At 71.3% G+C, this 18,228-nt stretch carries 14 protein-coding genes; 1 reads left to right on the top strand and 13 read right to left on the bottom strand.

The window, feature by feature from the left end; genetic code table 11:
* Nucleotides 1-92: 92 nt before the first annotated feature.
* The 7 genes from ABD912_RS17320 to dxr form a co-directional block, all read right to left on the bottom strand.
* Nucleotides 93-884, bottom strand: a complete 792-nt coding sequence (locus tag ABD912_RS17320) for a GNAT family N-acetyltransferase (RefSeq protein ID WP_345152752.1) — start codon at nucleotides 882-884, stop codon at nucleotides 93-95.
* A 73-nt stretch (nucleotides 885-957) separates the two neighbouring features.
* Nucleotides 958-2,124: a flavodoxin-dependent (E)-4-hydroxy-3-methylbut-2-enyl-diphosphate synthase gene (ispG, locus tag ABD912_RS17315; protein WP_345152750.1), complete on the bottom strand. Its 1,167-nt coding sequence runs from the start codon at nucleotides 2,122-2,124 to the stop codon at nucleotides 958-960.
* Between the two features lie 108 nt (nucleotides 2,125-2,232).
* Nucleotides 2,233-2,535: a YciI family protein gene (locus ABD912_RS17310; protein ID WP_345152749.1), complete on the bottom strand. Its 303-nt coding sequence runs from the start codon at nucleotides 2,533-2,535 to the stop codon at nucleotides 2,233-2,235.
* Between the two features lie 143 nt (nucleotides 2,536-2,678).
* Entirely contained in the window at nucleotides 2,679-4,361 is a 1,683-nt protein-coding gene (locus ABD912_RS17305; protein WP_345152748.1) for a hypothetical protein, read from the bottom strand.
* A gap of 270 nt (nucleotides 4,362-4,631) precedes the next feature.
* Complete coding sequence (locus ABD912_RS17300) at nucleotides 4,632-5,183, bottom strand: hypothetical protein (RefSeq protein ID WP_345152747.1); 552 nt, start codon at nucleotides 5,181-5,183, stop codon at nucleotides 4,632-4,634.
* Between the two features lie 257 nt (nucleotides 5,184-5,440).
* Nucleotides 5,441-6,793 (bottom strand): M50 family metallopeptidase, encoded by a 1,353-nt coding sequence (locus ABD912_RS17295; protein ID WP_345152744.1) that lies wholly within the window; start codon nucleotides 6,791-6,793, stop codon nucleotides 5,441-5,443.
* Entirely contained in the window at nucleotides 6,790-8,022 is a 1,233-nt protein-coding gene (dxr, locus tag ABD912_RS17290) for a 1-deoxy-D-xylulose-5-phosphate reductoisomerase (RefSeq protein WP_345152742.1), read from the bottom strand. Before dxr ends, ABD912_RS17295 begins: the two co-directional genes overlap by 4 nt.
* Before the next feature lie 261 nt (nucleotides 8,023-8,283).
* Here dxr and ABD912_RS17285 point away from each other — a divergent pair, with 261 nt between their 5' ends.
* Nucleotides 8,284-9,006, top strand: a complete 723-nt coding sequence (locus ABD912_RS17285; protein ID WP_345152741.1) for a TetR/AcrR family transcriptional regulator — start codon at nucleotides 8,284-8,286, stop codon at nucleotides 9,004-9,006.
* Here ABD912_RS17285 and ABD912_RS17280 read toward each other — a convergent pair.
* The 6 genes from ABD912_RS17280 to ABD912_RS17255 form a co-directional block, all read right to left on the bottom strand.
* Nucleotides 8,921-10,942: an HNH endonuclease gene (locus tag ABD912_RS17280; protein ID WP_345152739.1), complete on the bottom strand. Its 2,022-nt coding sequence runs from the start codon at nucleotides 10,940-10,942 to the stop codon at nucleotides 8,921-8,923. The genes ABD912_RS17285 and ABD912_RS17280 overlap by 86 nt on opposite strands.
* A gap of 603 nt (nucleotides 10,943-11,545) precedes the next feature.
* On the bottom strand, nucleotides 11,546-12,391 hold the full coding sequence (locus ABD912_RS17275) for an HpcH/HpaI aldolase/citrate lyase family protein (protein WP_345152737.1): 846 nt from the start codon (nucleotides 12,389-12,391) through the stop codon (nucleotides 11,546-11,548).
* Nucleotides 12,388-12,888: a MaoC family dehydratase gene (locus ABD912_RS17270; protein WP_345152735.1), complete on the bottom strand. Its 501-nt coding sequence runs from the start codon at nucleotides 12,886-12,888 to the stop codon at nucleotides 12,388-12,390. The genes ABD912_RS17275 and ABD912_RS17270 overlap by 4 nt, the downstream gene beginning before the upstream one ends.
* 16 nt (nucleotides 12,889-12,904) lie before the next feature.
* Complete coding sequence (locus tag ABD912_RS17265; RefSeq protein WP_345152734.1) at nucleotides 12,905-14,068, bottom strand: acyl-CoA dehydrogenase family protein; 1,164 nt, start codon at nucleotides 14,066-14,068, stop codon at nucleotides 12,905-12,907.
* A 1-nt stretch (nucleotide 14,069) separates the two neighbouring features.
* On the bottom strand, nucleotides 14,070-16,430 hold the full coding sequence (locus ABD912_RS17260) for an ATP-binding protein (RefSeq protein ID WP_345152733.1): 2,361 nt from the start codon (nucleotides 16,428-16,430) through the stop codon (nucleotides 14,070-14,072).
* A gap of 2 nt (nucleotides 16,431-16,432) precedes the next feature.
* Nucleotides 16,433-18,040, bottom strand: a complete 1,608-nt coding sequence (locus ABD912_RS17255; protein WP_345152731.1) for a carboxyl transferase domain-containing protein — start codon at nucleotides 18,038-18,040, stop codon at nucleotides 16,433-16,435.
* Between the last annotated feature and the right edge of the window lie 188 nt (nucleotides 18,041-18,228).

The following is an 18,228-nucleotide window of genomic DNA, read 5'->3' as shown; positions in this document are numbered from 1 at the left end:
GCCGCACGCCTGCACGGCCGAATGGCGCCCAAGCGGCGGCTCCGCCGGGGTGCGGGAGGCACGGATCAGCAGGGGCCCCGAGCGGGGCAGTCTCAAAACAGCACAGTGGCGAACTCGCCGACCTGACGGAATCCCACGCGGCGGTAGGTGGCCAGGGCGGGCGCGTTGTAGTCGTTGACGTACAGGCTGGTAACGGGGGCGACCGCCAGCGCGTATCCGGCGACGGCGGCCATGTAGGGCGCGGCGAGGCCGCGCCCGCGGTGGGCCGGCGCCACCCAGACGCCCTGGATCTGCGTGGCCCGCGGCGACACGGTTCCCAGTTCCGCCTTGAACAGCACCTGGCCGTTCTCGTCGAGGTCCACGAAGGAATGCCCCTGCCGGATCAGCGAGCGGACGCGGGCCCGGTAGTAGGAGCCTCCGCCGGTCAGCGGCGAGTAGCCCAGCTCCTCCTCGAACATCGCCGCGCAGGCGGGCAGGACGGCGTCGTAGTCGGAGTCGGTGGACAGCCGCAGGCCCGGGGCCGGCGGGATGTCGGCGGCCCGGTCCAGGACCATGAGCGGCTGGGACGGACGCACGTCGAAGGCCCGCTGCGTCCCCTCCTGCAGCCTTCCCCAGAGCGCCAGGACGGCGTCGGCGGGCCCGAAGATCGACGAGTAGTTGCGCCCCAGCGGAAGCAGGGCGTCGGCGATCTCCGCCGCGGCCTCGGCCGAGGCCTGGACGGGCACCAGGTTCGCCCCAACCCAGCAGGCCGATTCGAGGCGTTCGCCGTCGAACCGGCCCACCACCATGCCGCCGCTACCGGTGGGCGCGGCGGTGCCGGTACAGTCCAGCTGGGCATCGAGGAACACGTTCACCACCGGATCCTCGGCGACGAGCGCCCGCAAGGAATCGGTGTCTTCGTCCGCCAGGACGCGAACGGTCGCGCTGAGGTGTTCCCCGCCGTCGCGCCGGCCCTTACTAGCTGACGGTAACCACGGGGCCACTTTGGACAGGATCCTCGCCATCGCCGCCGCCCGCTTCCTCGGCGATCCGCATCGCCTCTTCGATCAGTGTTTCAACAATCTGGTCTTCGGGCACGGTCTTGATGACTTCGCCCTTAACAAAGATCTGCCCCTTGCCGTTGCCGGAGGCCACCCCGAGGTCGGCCTCGCGGGCCTCGCCGGGGCCGTTGACGACGCAGCCCATGACGGCCACGCGCAGCGGAACGGTCATGCCTTCAAGACCGGCGGTGACCTGTTCGGCGAGCGTGTACACGTCCACCTGGGCACGGCCACAGGACGGGCAGGAGACAATCTCCAGCTTGCGCGGCCGCAGGTTCAGCGACTGCAGGATCTGGTTGCCGACCTTGACCTCCTCCACCGGAGGCGCGGACAGGGACACGCGGATGGTGTCGCCGATGCCCTTGGAGAGCAGCGCGCCGAAGGCGGTCGCCGACTTGATGGTGCCCTGGAAGGCCGGACCGGCCTCGGTCACGCCCAGGTGCAGGGGCCAGTCACCCTTTTCGGCCAGCATTTCGTAGGCGGCGACCATAACGACGGGATCATTGTGCTTGACGGAGATCTTGAAGTCGTGGAAGCCGTGCTCCTCGAACAGGGAGGCTTCCCATACGGCGGATTCCACGAGGGCTTCCGGAGTGGCCTTGCCGTACTTCTTCATGATGCCCGGTTCCAGGGAACCGGCGTTGACGCCGATTCGGATCGAGGTGCCGTGGTCCTTCGCGGCCCGGGCGATTTCCTTGACCTGGTCGTCGAACTTGCGGATGTTGCCGGGGTTGACGCGCACCGCGGCACAGCCGGCATCGATCGCGGCAAAAACGTACTTCGGCTGGAAGTGGATGTCGGCAATGACCGGGATCTGCGACTTCTTGGCGATGATCGGCAGCGCCTCGGCATCGTCGGCCGAGGGGCAGGCCACGCGCACGATGTCGCAGCCGGAGGCGGTGAGCTCGGCGATCTGCTGCAGGGTGGCGTTGATGTCCGTGGTCGGGGTGGTGGTCATCGACTGCACGCTGACGGGGAAGTCGGAGCCGACGCCGACCGGTCCGACCTGGATCTGGCGCGTCTGGCGGCGAGGGGCGAGGACTGGCGGCGGTGCGGACGGCATTCCGAGGCTGACCGGGGTCAAGTTTTCCTCCGTGGGTGGTGCGTTGAAGGGTCGTGATCCATTATCCCCCCGGGAGGCGGGACAGACAGCGGACGGCGGCGGCCCTCCGCTGCCGGGAGCGGCTCCGCCCTACTGGGCAGCGTAGTGGGACAGTTCGCCCGAGGCGGGGATCCAGCCGGTGATGCGCAGGGCCGCAACAAAACCCTCGGCGTTGAAGGGGTCGCGGGCCAGGGCCGCCGTCAGGTCCTCCTCGGACGGGGCGGCGAAGATCAGCAGCGCGCCGCTGCCGTCGACGTAGGGGCCGGAGGTGATGAGGGAAACGTTGCCGCTCTCCTTGAGCGAAGTGAGGAAAGCGCGGTGCCCCGGACGGTGCTCGTCCCGGCCGGCTTCGGACTCGGGAGCGTAAACGTATTCAACGGCGAAGACAGTCATGGCGCTAAGCCTACCGGGCGAGGGGCCCGCACCGAGCGCCAGCGAGGCGCGGGAGCCCGGGAGGCGCTACCGGGCGAGGGGCCCGCACCGAGCGCCAGCGAGGCGCGGGCCCCGGGCAGGCGCGAGGCCACCCCGGCACGCGGTTACTGGTAGGAGACGAACCAGGGTTTGGGGTCGACCTCCGAGTACGTTCGCTTCGGGCTGAAGGTGGGCTCGTCCTCATCGATGAAGTTCTTCCAGGCCATCCGGATTCCCGGAGGCAGGTCGCGGCGCAGGGCGTTCCACGTGTCCTGCTTCTGGCCGGGGGTTCCGTTCCCGTCGGCGTGCAGGACCAGCGACAGTTCGGGGTGTCCGGTCTCCAGCGTGTCGCGGTCGCGGATCATGCGCAGCTGGAACTGGTGCAGGATGAGCATCTTCTGCGGCAGGGCATGCTCGCGGACCAGCTCCGCAAGCCAGGCGGACACCTTGTTGATCTCGGCCGCGTCGACGGACCCGATCTGCACCAGGTGCCGCTGGTTCGGCTTGAGCCGCCATTCCGGGTCCAGTGCCAGGCCCACGTTCGGCCGCTTGAGCAGTTCCTCGTACTTCTTGGCCTGCACCAGGAAGTCGTTGCGCCCGGGCTGCAGGTCCAGCACCACGTAGACTCCGGCCTTCTGGGCCGCATCGATCCACGGTTTCAGCTTGTCCACGGCGGTATAGGCCGAATACTTCCCGTCCGTACCGGAGTGTCCGGTTGCGACGGTGGTAATGATCTCGAACGCCGGCTGGACGGGTTCCTTACTGTACGGCTGGTACTCGGCGGCGAGCTTCTTGACCCGGGCGATCGACTCCTCGATGCCCTGCTCCCCCAGCAGGCCTAGCGAGGGTGTCCCCGGGTGTCCGTAGAGCGCCACCATCCGCCGCTGCGGGAAGAGCAGCTGTCCCCCGCCGGGCAGTTCGGATCCGGCCGCCGCGGTAGCCGCCGTCGACCCGAAATCCGCCGTGCTGCCGAACCCGTCCCCCGCGGCGACCACCAGCCGCCCCTCGCGTTCGGCGAAGAACTGCCGGTTCTGCTCGGCCCGCGGGTCCGCGGTGGCCAGTTCGCTTACTTCCGCGCCTGCCGCCTGGGCCGTTGCCGTCACGGCGGCCAGCCCGGCCGCGCCCAGCGCGCCAGGATCCTTCAGGTGCACGACGGCGGCACGGCCTGCGTCGGATGTCGAGGCCTGGGCTGCGTTGGCTTGGTCGGCGTTGTCCTGCGCAGCGGCATCCGGCACGGAGGTGCTGCCGGGGTCGACGACGTCGATGCCGGGCAGGAAGGAGGTATCCGGAACCGCGTAGGCCTCCACGGACCGGACGCCCAGCCGCGACAGTTCGGCGGCCACCGCGGCCTGCGCCTTCGCGGCGTCCTTCTTTGCGGCTTCCGCCTTCGCGGCGTCGGCCTTTGCCTCATCTGTTGTGGCGCCGTCCTCCGCAGTCCCGCTTTCGCTGGCGCCGGCCGCGGGTGCCGGCTGCCCGGGAACCAGCAGCAGGGGAACGCCGAGGGCGCGGGCCCGCTCCGCGGCCGGGGCCACGTCGCCCGTGTCCGAGGCGAGAACCGCGACCTGGGCCGACGCGAAGAACGTGCGGCTGGCGGCGACCGCCGCGGCGGCCGGGGACCCGGAGACGCGACCGTATCCGGCGTCCTGGGCCGCCGGGACAGCCAGAACACCTTCCCCCGACTGAAGGGACGCGGCGGGACCGGCTGCCTCGGTGGCGGTCGTCCCGGTTCCGGAAGCCGTGCAGCCGGCAAGCGCGAGCGCGCCCGCCACGGCCAGCGCGACCGCCCGGCCCGCGCGGCGTTCGTCCATGCGGGGAGGGAGGGGGCGCGGGTGGAGCGGGCGGTGGGGCATGCGGTCGGTCGGCTGTGGCATCGGGGTCCCTTCGTGGCGACCGTGTCCAGGCCACCGGCGGGCGGCAGGCACGGCGTGGTGCACTCCTACCCAACCAAACCTGCCGGGCGGGAGCAACCGTGGCCGCCTTCCGCGCCTCGGCGCCCCCTTCGTCCCCCGTCCTGCTTCAGTGCTGCCCGCTAGACAAGCGGAGCTTGCTCGCTTGTCTAGCGGGCAGCCGCAATGGCTTCAGCTGGAGGGTTGGTCGGAAGGCTTGTCCGATGGCGGCAGCCCGATGGCCTTTCGCAGGGCATCTGTATGGGCATCGGCACCGGTGGTGGCCTCAGGTGTGTCGGTCACCTTGAGGCGCTCCTCCATCTCGGCCAGCGAGTCAGAGGCGGCCACCGCTTCCCATGTGTTCATCCCGCCGTCATCGATGGTGTAGTCCTCATGGATGGTGGCCGGCAGGTCCGCGGGCACGCTGGACGGCCAGTCGTAGTCCCGCACGAAGGTGGCGAAGTCGCCAAGCGTCTCCGCCACCCCGGCTGCGGCCGTCTTCAGCGCGGGCAGGTCGGTGCTGCCTGCGTCGTAGGGATCGTAGAAGGCGTCGTATGCCGCTCCCACCTTGCGTACCATGACGAGGTAGTCACTCTGGACCTGCTTGATGGCCGGGTCGGAGGGGTCCACAGTCGGGACGCTGGCGACGGTACTGGTTGCCGGGCTGTTGGGGCTTCCGGTCCCGCCGCTGCAGCCGGTCAGCCCGACCAGCGCCACGGCTGCCGTGGTCAGGACTCTCGTCACCGTACTGCGCATCGCGCACCTCGTTGCCGTCGCTTATGGAGCCAGTCCTGCCAGCGTACAAGCCGGCGCAGCGTATCAAAACCCCGCGCGGTGACCCATGGAAAACCTCCACGCAGCTGGATACGCTGCCTCACGGGCGAGGGCCGGGCACGCACATCCTTGATGGACGGGGCTGGCGATGACCGCCACTGGGCCGTCGCGGTGATCAAGGCTCCCGCGGGCGCTGCGCAAGGGGTGGGAGTTCGGCCCGGGCCGGCTCAGCCGAAGAGGTTGACCGGCTTGACGATGTCCGCGTAGATCAGCAGCACGCCCATGCCCAGCAGCAGCGTGGCCACCACGTAGGTGAGCGGCAGCGCCTTGGCGATGTCCACCGGGCCCGGGTCCTTGCGGCGGAACACCTTGGCGATGCCGCGGCGCAGCGCCTCCCAGAGCGCACCGGCGATGTGCCCGCCGTCCAGCGGAAGCAGCGGGACCAGGTTGAAGACGAACAAGGCGATGTTCAGCCCCGCAACCAGGCCCACCAGGGTTGCCGCCCGGCTTTCCATCGGGACGTCCTCCATGGCGCTGACCTCACCGGCGATGCGGCCGACGCCGACCACGGAGACCGGTCCGTCGGGATCGCGCGGGGCGTCCGAGAAGGCGGCCTGTCCGACGGCGACCAGGCGGGCGGGCAGGTCCAGGACGATGGCCGCCACGCGGGTCACGTTATCCCACACCATGGGCGGAACCTCGGTCACCGGCTGTTGGATCAGGCGCGCCTCGGAACCCATGCCGATGAAGCCGACCTGGACGGTGGCCGCGGTCCCGTCCGGGTTGGCCACGGCGTTGCCGTTGATGTCCAGCTGGGGGCGCTCGGTGAGCAGCGGGGTGATGGTGGTGGCGTGTTCGGCACCGTCGCGCAGGTAGGTCACGGGGACCTCGTGCCCTGCCTCGGCGCGGATCTGCTCGGTCAGGGCCTGCCAGTCGGACTCGCCGAGCCGCTGGCCGTTGAAGGAAGTGATCACGTCCCCGGGCAGCAGGCCCGCGGCGTAGGCCGGTGCCTCCGGGTCCCCGGACTGGCAGCCGTCGCCGGTGCCGGAGCGCTGCTCCTGCTGGTCCAGCGGCACCACGCACTGGTAGACCTCGGAGACGGTGGTGGTGGACTGCAGGGTGCCGAAGCCGGTGATGAGCACACCGATCAGGACGGTGCCGATGAGCAGGTTCATGCTGGGGCCGCCGAGCATGATGATCACGCGCTTCCAGACCGGAAGTTTGTAGAACATGCGGTTTTCGTCGCCGGGCTGGAGCTGTTCGGCGGAGGCCTTGCGGGCGTCGTTGGCCAGCTGCTGGAACATGCCGGTACTGGTCTGGCGCACTCCCTCGCCGTCCTTGGCCGGCGGATACATGCCGATCATCGAGACGAAGCCGCCCAGCGGCAGGGCCTTGAACCCGTACTCCGTCTCGCCCCGCTTGCGGGACCAGACGGTCGGCCCGAAGCCGATCATGTACTGCGGTACGCGCACCTTGAACAGCTTGGCGGGCAGCAGGTGTCCCACCTCGTGCAGGGCGATCGAGACGGCGACGCCGAGAGCGACGAAGAGGACACCCAGGATAAAAAGCAAAACGGTCACAGAAGCCCCAAACGTTCGTGGGCGCGGTTTCGTGCCCAGTCCTCGGCGGCCAGCACCGCACCGACCGTCAGTTCCGTGCCCACCAAGGCGCCGGCGTCGTACTCCTCCACCACCGCGGCGACCGAATCCACGATCTCCAGGAAGCCGATCCGTCCGGCGTGGAAGGCCTCCACGGCCTCCTCGTTGGCGGCGTTGTAGACGGCCATGTGCGTGGGCGAGGCGGCGGAGGCGGCCTTGGCCAGGCGGATGGCGGGGAACGCGTCCTCGTCCAGCGGCTCGAAGGTCCACGCCGCGGCGGCGGACCAGTCGCACGGGGCGGTGGCGCCGGGCACCCGGGCTGGCCACCCCATGCCGAGGGCGATCGGCAGGCGCATGTCCGGCGGCGAGGCCTGGGCGATGGTGGATCCGTCGATGAACTCCACCATCGAGTGCACCACCGACTGCGGGTGGACCACGGCCTCGATGCGCTCCAGCGGGATGTCGAACAGCAGGTGGGCCTCGATGACCTCCAAGGCCTTGTTGACCATGGTCGCGGAATTGGTGGTGACCACCTTGCCCATGTCCCAGGTGGGGTGGGCGAGCGCCTGGGCCGGGGTCACGCCGCGCAGGCGCTCGCGGTCCCAGCCGCGGAACGGGCCGCCGGAGGCGGTGACCACCAGTCGGGCGACCTCCTCCGGGGCGCCGGCACGCAAGGCCTGGGCCAGCGCGGAGTGTTCGGAGTCGACCGGAACCAGTTGGCCGGGCGCGGCAGCGCGCCTGACCAGGTCGCCGCCGACGATCAGAGACTCCTTGTTGGCCAGGGCCAGCAGGCGGCCCGCGTTCAGGGCGGCCAGGGTGGGTGCCAGTCCGATGGATCCGGTGATGCCGTTGAGCACGACGTCGGCGCCGGGCCAGGCGGCGATGCCCGCCGCCGCCTCGGGGCCGGCGAACAGTTCCGGCGCGTAGCCGGTGGCGCCGACGGCCGCCGCCTGCGCGTCGATGGCGGCGCGCAGGCCGTCGACCGTGCCGCGGGCGATGCCGACGGCCTCGGCCCGGGTGTGGACGGCCTGCTCGGCGATCAGGGCCATGTTCCCGCCTCCGCAGAGCGCCACGACCTCGAAGCGGTCCCGGGCGTGGTCGGCCACGTCGATGGCCTGGGTGCCGATGGAACCGGTGGATCCCAGCAGGACCACGCGGCGCGGGGCATCCGTGGGAGGCGGGGTGAAGTGGAGGTTCTGGCGGGAAGTCACCTCCCGATTATCCCCTGCCGGCCCATGCCGCCGGTTCCCACGCCTCGCGCAGCCACCCACGCATTTCGGCATCGACCCGCTCCACCGCCGACCGAACGGCCTCGAAGGGCTCCCGGGAGAGCGGGTCGCAGCCCGAAAAACACTGCTCCGGCGTGATGGGTCCGCTGCGGAAGGCCATGGACCGGGACTACCCCTCATGCCTTGGCCAATGCCTTCGCCGGCGCCGTTGCCGCGGGGTGGCACCGCGCATAACCTGAAGGCGTGAGCGAAGAAAACCGCCCGGCCGGCAGCGGACCTGAAGCCGGCACTCCAGCGGTGGACCTTCCCGCAGCCGCTCCCTCCGACGCCGGGGTCCTGGACGTGCGGCAGCGCATCCTGGAAGCCGCCATCGAACTCTTCGGGACCCGCGGGGTGGCCGGCACAACGACGCGGGCCATCGCGGAGACCGCGGGCGTAAGCCTGTCCCTGCTCCTGCACCACTACATCTCCAAGGAAACCCTTGCCGCGGACTGCGAGGACTACGTGGTCCGGACCATCCTTGAGGAAAAGCTCGGGGGCCACAGCATGGCGGAGTCCGCGGCCCGGCTCCTGGGTGATCCGAAGCTGGAAAGCCGCCTGCGCTTCATCACCCGCCAGATCACAGACGGGTCCCGCTCGGGGGCGCGCATGTTCGACCGGATGGTCAAGGAAACCAGGGCCGTGATCGGCAAGGACGTGGCCGGGATGCGGTGGAAGGCAACGTCGGATCCGGACACCCTCGCGGTGGTCCTGACGGTGTACGGCATGGCGCCGCTGCTGCTGGCCGACCACTTGGCCCGCCACTTCGGCACCGCCCCGTACTCCGCCGAAACCCTGCAGCACATCGGTCCGGTGCTGCTGGAGCTGTACGTCAACGGCATCATCGAACCGGTTGCCGGCAGCGAAACCCAGCCCCCGTGGCCGGACACGCCTGGACAGTCGGGCGGGGGCCGGCACGCCCGGTAGCGGCGGAAGTCACCGGAGCGGTCCGGCTCGGACTGGCCCGCGCTGCTGCGGGAGGTGCCGGAGCTCCACAGTGCCCGACCTGCTCAGAAGGGCGGGTCGTCGCCGGGCGCGCCCTCGGCTGCCGCACCGTCCGCGGCGGAGCCGACCAGGGAGCCTCCAAGCTGTCCCTCGCAGTCCTTCCAGCCCCGCACGGGCGGGGCGGCAGCGGCGGGGCGGCAGCGGCGGGGCGGGCCGCCGCGGCGTCGAGCAAGGATGAGAACCGCTGGCCTGGGGTGGTCCAGGGCAGATAGGGCCTGATGGTGTGGACCATGCCGGACGGAGACGTGAAGCGCAGAGCTCCGTCGTGCTCGGCAGCGAGTCCCCAGAGGCCGACGGTCTTGAGGGTGTGGTGCCGTTTGCAGAGGCTGGCCAGGTTCTCCAGACGCGTGGTACCGCCGTCGTGCCATTCGTGCACGTGATCGGGTTCGCAGGATGGTGCGGGTCGGTGGCAGCCGGGGAAACGGCACGTGCGGTCGCGCACCCACAACGCCCGTCGCTGCTCGGCGGTGGGGCGGTAGCGTCCGTGTTCGATTCCGACCACCGCGGTTCCGTCCGGTGAGACGAACAGGCGGGACCAGGTCGGCGCCGACGCCGCGGTGCGGCGCGCCGACTCCGGATCAACCGGCCCGTAGCCAAGCAGCTCCGCGAAGCCGGTGTTGGGTTCCCGCCCGGCCATCTGTTCCCGCCCCTCGCGGCGCCCGCACCGGTCCGTGGCCCTCCGGTTCCGGCCTCTGTTCCGGTGGCCGGCGCGGACGCTCTCGCAGGAAGCATCGCCATCGATGCCGGCAGAATCGGCCGGCCGGTCCGACCCAGCCGCGGCACCCGCCCTGGTCGTATCGGCTGAACCAGCAGCCCCGGCCGGCCCGGTGCCGGCGTTGTTGGTGAGGAGGTCGGTGGGCAGCAGGACATGGACGTGCCCGGCGATGCTCTCCCACGCCGGGCCTCCCAGCAGCAGGTCGATCGCCGCCGCGGCCCGCAGCTCGGCCAGGCCGCGGGTTTCCTCGGGGTCCTCGGCGAGGTTGCGGGCTATGCGTTCCAGCCGGTCCTGGGTGCCCTGCAGCACCAACGCTGGAGCCTCGACGCTCAGGCGGGACATCCCGTCTTGGAGCGGGGTGAGGTAGGTGCAGGAGCCGCGGGCTGCCTTGCGGTGCCGGGCAGCCAGGGTTTCCGGGTGGTGCTGTTCGCGCAGCCGGCGGGAGTTGTCCCGCAGGGTGCGCACCGAGACGGTGGGCGCCAGAACCAGCAGCCCTGCCTCCAGGGCCGCGGCCTTGGCCAGCACGGCGTCCCGGACCGCCTCCCAGGCGCGCCGCGCCCGCGGGTCCTCTCCCCTGGGCCGGGCGGGGACCAGCAGGCGCAGGCTGCTGCACTCGTCCCGGATCAGCACAGCGTGGCGGTAGGTGATCGCTCCGTCGGCGAGGGATGTGAGGGTGCGCGGGTGGTGCACGGCCAATACGGCCGCGTCCTCCAGTTCCGCGCGGACGGTGCCCTCGGCCTGCTTCAGGGCGGCGGCCAGTTCCCCGGCGGCCACCGAATGGGCAGCTTCCCACAGGTCCGCGGGCAGGTCCGCCACCTGCCGAAGCAGGACCTCCGCGGCTGCACTGTCCCCGCGGGCACGCGTGCAGGCCGCCAAATCCCGCAAGCCCTCCCGGTGATCCCGCTCGTAGGCCTCCAGCAGGGCCGCCCGCAGCCCCACCGCCTCCGCGTCCAGGGCAGACCGCCTGCGCTCCACGACCCGCAGCTTCTCGATGAGCCCGGCGGTCTCCGCATCCCTTCCCCCGCTGATGGAATCCGGCTTGAGGGGAGCCTCGGCCGCGGAATCCGCCGCCGAGGCCGGGTGGCAGTGCGCAGTCGGGTGGCCTTGCGCAGTCGGGTGGCCTTGCGCGACCGGCTCACCCACGGGCAGCCCGCCGTCAGCTTCCGGGGAAAAAACCCTCGGGTAGGGGGACGCGGGAGGGCGGTGTCCGTCGGCGAGGAAGTCGGCGCCCCGGGCCGTTTCCCCTCTCCGCGTACGGGCCCACGACGTCCGGAACGCCTCGCAGGCGATGGCGACACCCAAGAAAACGTCGGCCGCCCGGCCCGTGGCATGTCCGGGCCGGGGAGCGCCGGAATCCGCCGTCCCCCACGGCGCCCCGGCATGCCCTGGCCATCCGCGGCCCGTCCCCGCCGCGGCAGGAACGGCGGAGGGACTGGCCGGGTAGGCCTGTTCGCTTCTGCTGACGGAAGGGGCTTCCGTGCCCCCATTCTAGTAAATTTGATCTAAAGCAGACAACATTAATCGAAAATATCTTCCAATACTTTCCGGCCAGCAGGACCACTTCGGGGATGCCGGCCAAGGGACAAGGACAAGGGTCCCCTCCGCTTCCGGATCCCGACTTCATCCCTAATCGGACTTCCGCGGGGGACTTTCGAACGAAGCAGATCCCAGCCCTGGCGGCTCCAGGCGGCCTGCCCAAGCGGGCCCATCCGAGGTCGCCGGCCAAGCCGGCTCGGCGGAGCCCGTCTACCCGGCCTGCCCGGCCCGCCCGAGCACTGCGCGCGCATGCCGCAACAGCGGCTCGTCAACCATCCGCCCGTTGAAACGGAACACCCCCGCCTCCCCTGCCGCGGCGTCGAGCAGCGCCCGCGCGGCGGCCACTTCCGCGGGGTCCGGGGCGAACGCTGCGCGCACCGCCTCCACCTGGCCGGGATGGATGCAAGCCTTCGCGGCAAAGCCCGACGCCGCCGCATCCCGCGCCTCCGCCTCCAGGCCGCCCGCGTCCTCCAGGTCCAGGTACACGGCGTCGACCGCTGCCTTCCCGTGCGCCGCCGCGGCGAGCAGCACGGACGAACGGGCGTGCAGCGCCACCGCCCGGTAGGCGCCGCCGCCGTCCCGGCTCGAGGTCCCGCCCAGCGAGGCGATCAGGTCCTCCGCACCCCACATCAGCGCGACCGTGTTCGGTTCCGCGGCCAGCGCGGCCGCGTTCAGCACGCCGGCGGCGGTCTCGCACAGCACCACGACGCCGTATCCGGCCAGGGCACGCACTTCGCCGGGGTCCTGCGCCTTGGGAAGCATGAGGCTGCGGTAGCCGGTGGTGCGCAGGGCGGCGAGGTCGGCGTCGAAGTCGGAGGTGCCGGCGGGGTTCACCCGCACGATCGTGCGCTCGGGGTCCAGCCGGCTTGCCGCCACCGCCTCGCGGGCTGCCGGCTTGTCCGCGGCGGCGACGGCGTCCTCAAGGTCCAGGATCACCGCGTCGGCGCGGGCGGCGGCCTTGGCGAAGCGGTCGGGGCGGTCCGCGGGGCAGAACAGCAGCCCCGCACCGAACGGAAAGGCGCCGGGCGGCACGTTCGGGGAATCGGGTCCGCTCATTCCTGGCTGCCGTCCCGCGCGGTGGCGTGCCCGGCCCGCGTCCACATCAGGACCGTGCGGGTGGCCTGGGCGACGATGATGCCGTCCTGGTTGCGTCCGGTGTGGCGGAATGCCACGATGCCCTGCCCCGGGCGCGACGCCGAGAGGCGCTGCGCGGCGATCTCGCTTTCGGTGTAGAGGGTGTCGCCGTGGAAGAGCGGGTGGGGAAAGAGGGCGTCGGTGACCCCGAGTTGGCCGACGGCCGTGCCCTGGGTCAGCTGGCCCACGGACTGGCCCACCATCGTTGCGAGCGTCAGCATCGAATTGACCAGCCGCTGCCCGAACGGCTGTCTGGCGGCGAACGCCGCGTCCAGGTGCAGCGCCTGCGTGTTCATGGTCAGCGTGGTGAACAGGACGTTGTCCGCCTCGGTGATCGTCCGACCCGGCCGGTGCACGTAGATGGCACCGGGCTCCAGTTCGTCGAAGTAGAGCCCTCGTTCCTCGATCCTGCGGTCCATCGTTGTCTCCTCTCCCTCACAGGCCCAGTCCGCGGGCGATGAGCATCAGCTGGACCTCGGTGGTCCCCTCGCCGATCTCCAGGATTTTCGAATCCCGGTAGTGCCGCGCCACGGCGGTCTCGTTGATGAACCCGTACCCGCCAAAGACCTGGGTGGCGTCGCGGGCGTTCTCCATGGCCGCCTCCCCCGCGACAAGCTTGGCCATCGCCGCCTCCGACTTGAACGGCTTGCCGGCGAGCATCCGCTCGGCGGCCGCGTAGTAGGCCAGCCGGGCGGTGTGCGCTCGGACCTGCATGCGCGCGATGCGGAACTGGATGCCCTGGTAGGTGCCGATCGCCGCACCGAACGTGGTCCGCGCCTTGGCGTAGCGGACGGCTTCGTCCACGCACCCCTGGGCGGCGCCGGTGGCCAGCGCGGCGATCGCGATGCGCCCCTCATCCAGCGTGGCCAGGAAATTGGCGTAGCCGCGGCCGCGTTCGCCGAGCAGGTTGCCCTCCGGGACGCGGACCTCGGTGAGGGTGAGCGGGTGGGTGTCGGAGGCCCGCCACCCGACCTTGTCATAGGCCTTTTCGGCACGGAAGCCGGGGGTGTCCGTGGGGACCAGGAGCGTGGAGATCTCCTTGCGCACGCTGCCGTCCGCCCCGGTGGTGGTTCCGGTGACGGCGGTGACCGTAACCAGTTCGGTGATGTCCGTGCCGGAGTTGGTGATGAACTCCTTGGTCCCGTTGATGACCCACTGCCCGTCCTCGAGGCGGGCGGTGGTGCGGGTGGCTCCGGCGTCGGTTCCGGCCCCGGATTCGGTGAGCCCGAATCCGGCGAGCGCCTGCCCGGACACCAGTTGCGGCAGCCAGCGTTCCTTCTGCTCCTGGTTGCCGAACCGGTACAGGGGCATCGCACCGAGGCAGACGCCGGCCTCGAGCGTGATCGCGACCGACTGGTCCACCCGCCCCAGCTGCTCCAGGGCCAAGGCCAGGGCGAAAAAGTCCCCGCCCTGGCCGCCCCATTCCTCGGGGAACGGCAGCCCGAACAGGCCCAGCTCCCCCATCTGACGCACGACGTCGTACGGGAAGCTGTGGTCGGCGTCGTGTTCGGCCGCCACGGGGGCGACCACCTGGTCCGCGAAGTCGCGGACCATCTCCACGAGGTCGCGGTGTTCCTCATCGAGTTCGAATCCGGGCATGTCAGTCCTCTTCCTGGGGTGGGTCCGCGGGTCCCTCGTCCCGAGGCTGGGCTTCCGGAGGCTCCGCGTCCGGGAGCTCGGGGGAGGGTACGACGCCGGGGGCCGGTTCCGCCTCGGCGTCCGGGGTGGCAGGGTTCCCCGCCGTGTCCCTGTCAGGGTGGACAACCGCGAGGAGCTGGTCCCGGCGGACGGGGTCGCCGACGGCGGCCAGCACCGTCACGGTTCCGGCGGCCGCGGCGGTGAGCCGGTGTTCCATCTTCATGGCCTCTATGGCGACCAGCAGCTGGCCTGCCTCGACCCGGTCCCCGTTGGCGACCGGGACGGCAACGACGGTGCCGGGCATCGGCGAGCGGGCCTCCGGGCCGGTGCCACCGGAAGAACCCCCAGGGACCTTTCCGATGTCCGCGAGCCGGCGTTCCAGCAGTTCGCCGCGGGTCGGCCGGTACACCTTGGCGCTCCACCCCTCGGCGGCGACCCAGGCTTCCCCGTAGCCCGGTGGCGGTTCCGCCGCCGTCCCCCGCCCCGCTGCCGTCTCCGGCAGCCAGGCCTCCTGGCGGAGCCCGATCGAGAGCGGGAAGCGCCGCCCGTTCACGGTGGCCGCGTCGGAGTCATAGGGCTCGGCGGGCGCCGCCCGGTGGACGGTGCCGTCGATCTCCAGCACGTAGTCGGCCTCCGGCACACGTTCGGCATTGGACACGTGATCGGCATTGGCCGCGCCGGGGGTGCCCAGCACCGTCACCTCGCGGCTGCCGTCCCGCGTCTCGAGCGTGAGGACGCGCGGGCGCGGGGCGCCCAGCCGCCATCCGTCACGGACGTGCCAGGCGCTTCCATATCCAGCCCCTCCATATCCAGCCCCGCCTCCGCCGTCCTGCAGGTGCCCGGGCGCGGCGCCGGGAGGCTCCCCGCCGGCGTCGTCCTCCGCCTCCAGGTACCGGGCCGCGACGGCGGCCAGTTGCTCGTCGGTGATCCACCGGCCGGGCTGGGTGCCGCGGCGCTCTATCAGCCCGGTGTCCAGCCGGCCGGCGCGCACGTCCGCATCGGTGACCAGGAATCGCAGGTACTCGAGGTTCGTGTGCACCCCCAACACCACCGTCTCGGCCAACGCCGCATCCAGCCGGCGCAGCGCGGCCTCCCGGTCCTCGCCCCAGGCCACGATCTTCGCGAGCATGGGGTCGTAGTGCTCCGGCACCAGGGTGGCCTCCTCCAGCAACGAATCGATCCGGATGCCCTCCCCGAAGGGAACGCGCACCCCGTACGCCATGCCGGGCGAGGGCAGGAAGCCGTTGGACGGGTCCTCCGCGTAGACCCGGGCCTCCACGGCGTGGCCCACCTGTTCGACGTCGGACTGCGAGGCCTCCAGCCGTTCCCCGGCCGCGATGCGGACCTGCCAGGCGACCAGGTCCAGGGGCTCGTCACCGAGCCAGACCGTTTCCTCCGTCACCGGATGCTCCACCTGCAGGCGGGTGTTCATCTCCATGAAGAAGAACTCGCCCGGGGCGTCGTCGGAAACCAGGAACTCGACGGTGCCGGCGCCGACGTACCCGACCGAGCGCGCCGCCGCGACCGCCGCGGCGCCGAGCCGGTCCCGGATCAGTCCCCCGTCCGGCAACGATTCCAGCAGCGGGGACGGAGCCTCCTCGATGACCTTCTGGTGTCGCCGCTGCAGCGAGCACTCGCGCTCGCCGAGGTGGAGCGTGGTGCCGTGCCGGTCAGCGAGGACCTGCACTTCAATGTGGCGGGGCGAACCGATGAGGCGCTCCAGCAGGAGGGTGTCGTCGCCGAACGCGCCGCGGGCGGTGCGCCGGGCCGCGGCCAGGGCCTCGGGAAGCTCCTCCGGCGTGGCCACGGCGACCATGCCCTTGCCTCCGCCCCCGGCCGACGGCTTGACCAGCAGCGGGTAGCCGACCGTGCCTGCCAAGGCCAGCAGGTCCTCGTCGGTCATGCCGGGTTCGCCACCTCCCGGAACCACCGGCACGCCGTGCGCGGCGACCTGGTCCCGGGCCCTGATCTTGTCCCCCATCACCTCCAGTGCGTGCGCGTCGGGCCCGATGAACACGATCCCGGCCGCGGCCAGCGCCTGCCCGAACGCCGCGTTCTCGGAGAGGAACCCGTAGCCCGGATGCACGGCTTGCGCCTCGGCGCGGCGGCACGCGGCGACCACGGCGTCGCTGTCCAGGTAGCCGCCCGGCGCCGGCCCCAGGGACAGCGCCAGGTCGGCCTCGCGCACGTGCCGCGCGCCGGCGTCGGGCTCGGTGTAGACGGCCACGGACCGGATCCCCAGCGCCCGCAGCGTGCGGATGACCCGGCAGGCGATCTCGCCGCGGTTGGCGACCAGGACGGTGTCGAACGGGGGCGCTGGCATGCTCACATCCTGAAGATGCCGAAGGAGGTCTCCGGCAGCGGTTGGCGGGCCACGACGTCCAGGGCCAGGCCCAGGACGCGGCGGGTGTCCGCGGGGTCGATGACGCCGTCGTCCCACAGGCGGGCGGTGGAATGGTAGGGGCTGCCCTGCTCCTCGTACTGCGCGCGGATGGGGCCGGTCAGGTCGCGTTCCTGTTCCGGGGTCCAGCTCCCGCCAGAGGCCTCGGCCTGGTCCCGCTTGACCGTGGCCAGCACGGAGGCGGCCTGGGCCCCGCCCATCACCGAGATCCGCGCCGCCGGCCACATCCAGAGGAACCGCGGCGCATAGGCGCGCCCGCACATCGAGTAGTTGCCGGCGCCGAAGGAACCGCCAATGACGACGGTCAGCTTCGGGACCCGGCACGTGGCGACGGCGGTGACCATCTTGGCTCCGTGTTTGGCGATGCCTCCGGCCTCGTACTCGCGGCCCACCATGAAGCCGGAAATGTTCTGCAGGAACAGCAGCGGGATGCCGCGCTGGTCGCACAGTTCGATGAAGTGGGCGCCCTTGAGCGCGGATTCGGAGAACAGCACGCCGTTGTTGGCCACGATGCCCACCGGGTGCCCGTGGATCCGGGCGAACCCGGTGACCAGGGTGGGGCCGTAGGCGGCCTTGAACTCGTGGAACACGGAGCCGTCCACCAGCCGGGCGATCACCTCGCGCACGTCGTAGGGGACGTTCACGTCCGCGGGCACCGCGCCGTAGAGCTGCCCGGGATCCACAGCCGGGGGCGCCGGGTCCGCCACGTCCCAAGAGGGGGCGGCCGGCGGCGGGAGCGACGCGACGATGTCCCGCACGATCGCCAGGGCGTGCGCATCGTCATGGGCCAAGTGGTCCGCCACCCCGGAGACGCGCGTGTGCAGGTCGCCGCCGCCGAGTTCCTCCGCCGTCACGGTTTCCCCGATCGCCGCCTTCACCAACGGGGGTCCGCCGAGGAAGATCGTGCCCTGGTTGCGCACGATCACCGTCTCGTCACTCATGGCCGGCACGTAGGCCCCGCCTGCGGTGCAGGAGCCGAGCACCGCGGCGACCTGCGCGATGCCGCGGGCGGACATCCTGGCCTGGTTGTAGAAGATGCGCCCGAAGTGCTCCCGGTCCGGGAAGACCTCGTCCTGCAGGGGCAGGAACGCCCCGCCCGAGTCCACCAGGTACACGCACGGCAGCCCGTTCTCCAACGCGATCTCCTGCGCCCGCAGGTGCTTCTTCACGGTGAGCGGGTAGTAGGTTCCGCCCTTCACCGTCGCGTCGTTGCACACCACCATGACGTGGCGGCCGTGGACCAGTCCGATTCCGGCGATCAGCCCCGCCCCGGGGCAATCCCCGCCGTACATCCCTTCGGCCGCCAGCGGCGCGACATCCAGGAACGGCGAGCCGTCGTCCAGCAGCCGGTCCACCCGCTCCCGCGGGAGCAGCTTCCCGCGCTCGATGTGGCGCTGCCGGGACGCTTCCGGGCCGCCCAGCGCCGCCGCGGCCAGCCGCTCGCGCAGCTCCCCGGCGAGGGCGCGCTGGGCGGAATCGTTGGCACGGAACGCATCCCCTGCCGGTTCCACCCGCGACACCAAGGTCCGCATTGCAGCCTTTCCGTTGGCCCACCCCGCTAGCCTTGCCCGCGCCGTGCCCCACGGCGTTAGGATGGCCGCGACGGGCACCCGGTTAACGCGGGCTAACTGGACCCGAGGCTAGTAAGGGCCCCGCGCAATGTCTAGTAATGGATGTCCAGCGAAAAACCACTGGAAACAGTGGCCCCGCCGCCCCGGGA

Origin of the sequence: Arthrobacter ginkgonis, assembly GCF_039540195.1 — a bacterium.
GTDB lineage: Bacteria > Actinomycetota > Actinomycetes > Actinomycetales > Micrococcaceae > Zafaria > Zafaria ginkgonis.
The sequence above is the reverse complement of the archived record's forward strand: the minus strand, read 5'-3'. Positions and strand labels throughout refer to the sequence as shown.

Coding starts and splice junctions, on each gene's coding strand:
- ABD912_RS17255 (WP_345152731.1), bottom strand. CDS start 18,040: ATGCGGACCTTGGTGTCGCGGGTGGAACCGGCAGGGGATGCGTTCCGT.
- ABD912_RS17265 (WP_345152734.1), bottom strand. CDS start 14,068: ATGCCCGGATTCGAACTCGATGAGGAACACCGCGACCTCGTGGAGATG.
- ABD912_RS17270 (WP_345152735.1), bottom strand. CDS start 12,888: ATGGACCGCAGGATCGAGGAACGAGGGCTCTACTTCGACGAACTGGAG.
- ABD912_RS17310 (WP_345152749.1), bottom strand. CDS start 2,535: ATGACTGTCTTCGCCGTTGAATACGTTTACGCTCCCGAGTCCGAAGCC.
- ABD912_RS17260 (WP_345152733.1), bottom strand. CDS start 16,430: ATGCCAGCGCCCCCGTTCGACACCGTCCTGGTCGCCAACCGCGGCGAG.
- ABD912_RS17275 (WP_345152737.1), bottom strand. CDS start 12,391: ATGAGCGGACCCGATTCCCCGAACGTGCCGCCCGGCGCCTTTCCGTTC.
- ABD912_RS17305 (WP_345152748.1), bottom strand. CDS start 4,361: ATGGACGAACGCCGCGCGGGCCGGGCGGTCGCGCTGGCCGTGGCGGGC.